This window comes from Rhizobacter sp., from assembly GCF_031412495.1.
Classification (GTDB): Bacteria; Pseudomonadota; Gammaproteobacteria; order Burkholderiales; family Burkholderiaceae_C; genus Schlegelella_A.
The window spans coordinates 1-1,916 of sequence record NZ_JANODC010000483.1; the positions used below are offsets into that span (position 1 = coordinate 1).

Annotated in this window: 3 protein-coding genes and 1 pseudogene; all 4 read right to left on the reverse strand. The window is 69.2% G+C overall.

The annotated features are described in order from the left end of the window. A pseudogene (locus AC30N0_RS18005) lies at positions 1-324 on the reverse strand (NADP-dependent oxidoreductase); the annotation flags it as partial. Between the two features lie 9 nt (positions 325-333). Continuing rightward, positions 334-771: a PaaI family thioesterase gene (locus tag AC30N0_RS18010; protein ID WP_489519263.1), complete on the reverse strand. Its 438-nt coding sequence runs from the start codon at positions 769-771 to the stop codon at positions 334-336. A 5-nt stretch (positions 772-776) separates the two neighbouring features. Continuing rightward, positions 777-1,568, reverse strand: a complete 792-nt coding sequence (locus tag AC30N0_RS18015) for an SDR family oxidoreductase (RefSeq protein ID WP_489519264.1) — start codon at positions 1,566-1,568, stop codon at positions 777-779. Beyond that, positions 1,565-1,798 (reverse strand): hypothetical protein, encoded by a 234-nt coding sequence (locus AC30N0_RS18020; protein WP_489519265.1) that lies wholly within the window; start codon positions 1,796-1,798, stop codon positions 1,565-1,567. The genes AC30N0_RS18015 and AC30N0_RS18020 overlap by 4 nt, the downstream gene beginning before the upstream one ends. Positions 1,799-1,916 lie beyond the last annotated feature (118 nt).

The window sequence follows — 1,916 nt, forward strand, 5'->3', positions numbered from 1 at the left end:
GCCGGCATCGGCGATCGAGTACTCCTGCCAGCCGCCGAAGGCGACGACCTTGTCGCCGGCGCGGTAGCCCGGGTGCTTGGAGGCGACCACCTCGCCCACCGTGCCGCCCTGCATCACCTTGTCGAGCGGCTGCGGCTGGGCGTAGCTCCTACCGTCGTTCATGCGTCCACGCATGTACGGGTCGAGGCTCAGGTAGTGGGTGCGGATCAGCACCTGCCCGTCGCCCGGCTCGGGCACGGGCGCCTCGACGAGACGGAAGTTCTCGGCATTGGCCTCGCCTTCGGGACGCGAGACGAGGTGGATCTGCTTGTTCATCGTGGGCATGGCTGGCTCTCAGTCGGAGGCGTTGGGTCTCTGGATCCGCCTGCCGCCGACCGGCAGGCCTTTCAGGAACTTGAACGTGCCGGTCGCGTGGGCGACGAGCTCCCCGCCGGCGTCGAAGACCGAGCCTTCGCAGAACGCCATCGACGCCGTGCGGTGCAAACGCCGACCCTTGCCGACCAGGCGGCCGAGGGCCGGGCGCAGGAAGCTGGTCTTCATTTCGATCGTGGCGGCGCCGACGGTGTCGACCTCGCCCGTCGGCCCCGGGCTGCGCGCGGCGTGCGCCATGGCGATGTCGAGCAAGGTCATGGTCACGCCGCCGTGCGCCACGCCCCAGGAGTTCGTGAGCTCCTCGCGCAGCTCGACGGCGATATCGGCCTCGTCGTGCTCGAAGCGGAGCAGCTCGAAGCCGAGCGTCTCGGCGAACGGGATGTGGACCAGGAACTTCAAGTCGATCAGGCGGCGATGATGGCCGACACGCCGCCGTCGATCGGCAGGACCTGGCCGGTGATGTGCTTGCCGGCACGCGACGCGAACAGCAGCGTCGCGCCCTTGAGGTCGTCGTCGTCGCCGATCCTGAGCAGCGGTGCGTGCCCGGCCAGGTTCTGCGCGCCGATCCGGTCGATCGTTCCCTTGGTCATTTTGCTGGGGAACATGCCCGGCGCCAGGGCGTTGACGTTGATGTTGTACTTGCCCCATTCGCCGGCCAGCGTGCGCGTGAAGTTGACGACCGCGGCCTTGCTCGTGTTGTAGGCGACCATCGCCATGTCGGCGCTGTTGCCGGCCAGGCCGGCGATCGAGGCGACGTTGATGATCTTGCCCTGCCGGCGCGGGATCATGCTGTGCTTGCCGATCGCCTGGCTCATCAGGAAGATCGAGCGGACGTTGAGGTTCATGACCTTGTCCCAGGCCTCGAGCGGGTGGTCCTCGGCGGCGGCGCCCCAGGTCGCACCGGCGTTGTTGACGAGGATGTCGACGTGCCCCATGCGGGCGATCGCGTCCTGCGCGACGCGGACGATCTCGCTCGGCTGGCTGGCGTCGGCGGCGATCCAGATCGCCTCGATGCCCCGCTCCTTCAGGTGCCCGGCCGACTCCTCGAGGTCGGACGCCTTGCGCGACGTGAGCATCACCTTGGCGCCGGCCTCGCCGAGCGCCTCGGCGATCTGCAGGCCGAGCCCGCGCGAGCCGCCGGTGATGAGCGCCGTCCTGCCGGCGAGGTCGAACAGTTCACGGACGTGGGTGCTCATGGCTTGGCTCCGGTTTCGGGTGGGGACATCGGCTCCGCTTCCTCGCCCATGCGCGAGCGGACCCAGATCAGGACGGCGCCCCCGGCCGCGGCCAGCGCGCCGGCGATGATGACGCCGATGCCGTACGAACGCCCTTGCTGCTGCAGGGCCAGGCCGATGCACATCACGATCATCCCGCCGTAGATCAGCATCCAGGTCCAGGACCCGAGGCGCTCGCGCGACAGCTTCAAAAGGCGTCCTCGGCCATCGTGCGGCAGGTGTCGTCTCGCGTCTCGACGACGCCGAGCCAGGCGTCGATGCGCGGCAACTCGTAGCGGAAGAAGTAGCGGCAGGCGGCGAGGCGCCCGG

What these genes read in the sequence shown, in the direction of transcription:
- AC30N0_RS18015 (WP_489519264.1), bottom strand. Translation starts at nt 1,568, where the DNA reads ATGAGCACCCACGTCCGTGAACTGTTCGACCTCGCCGGCAGGACGGCG.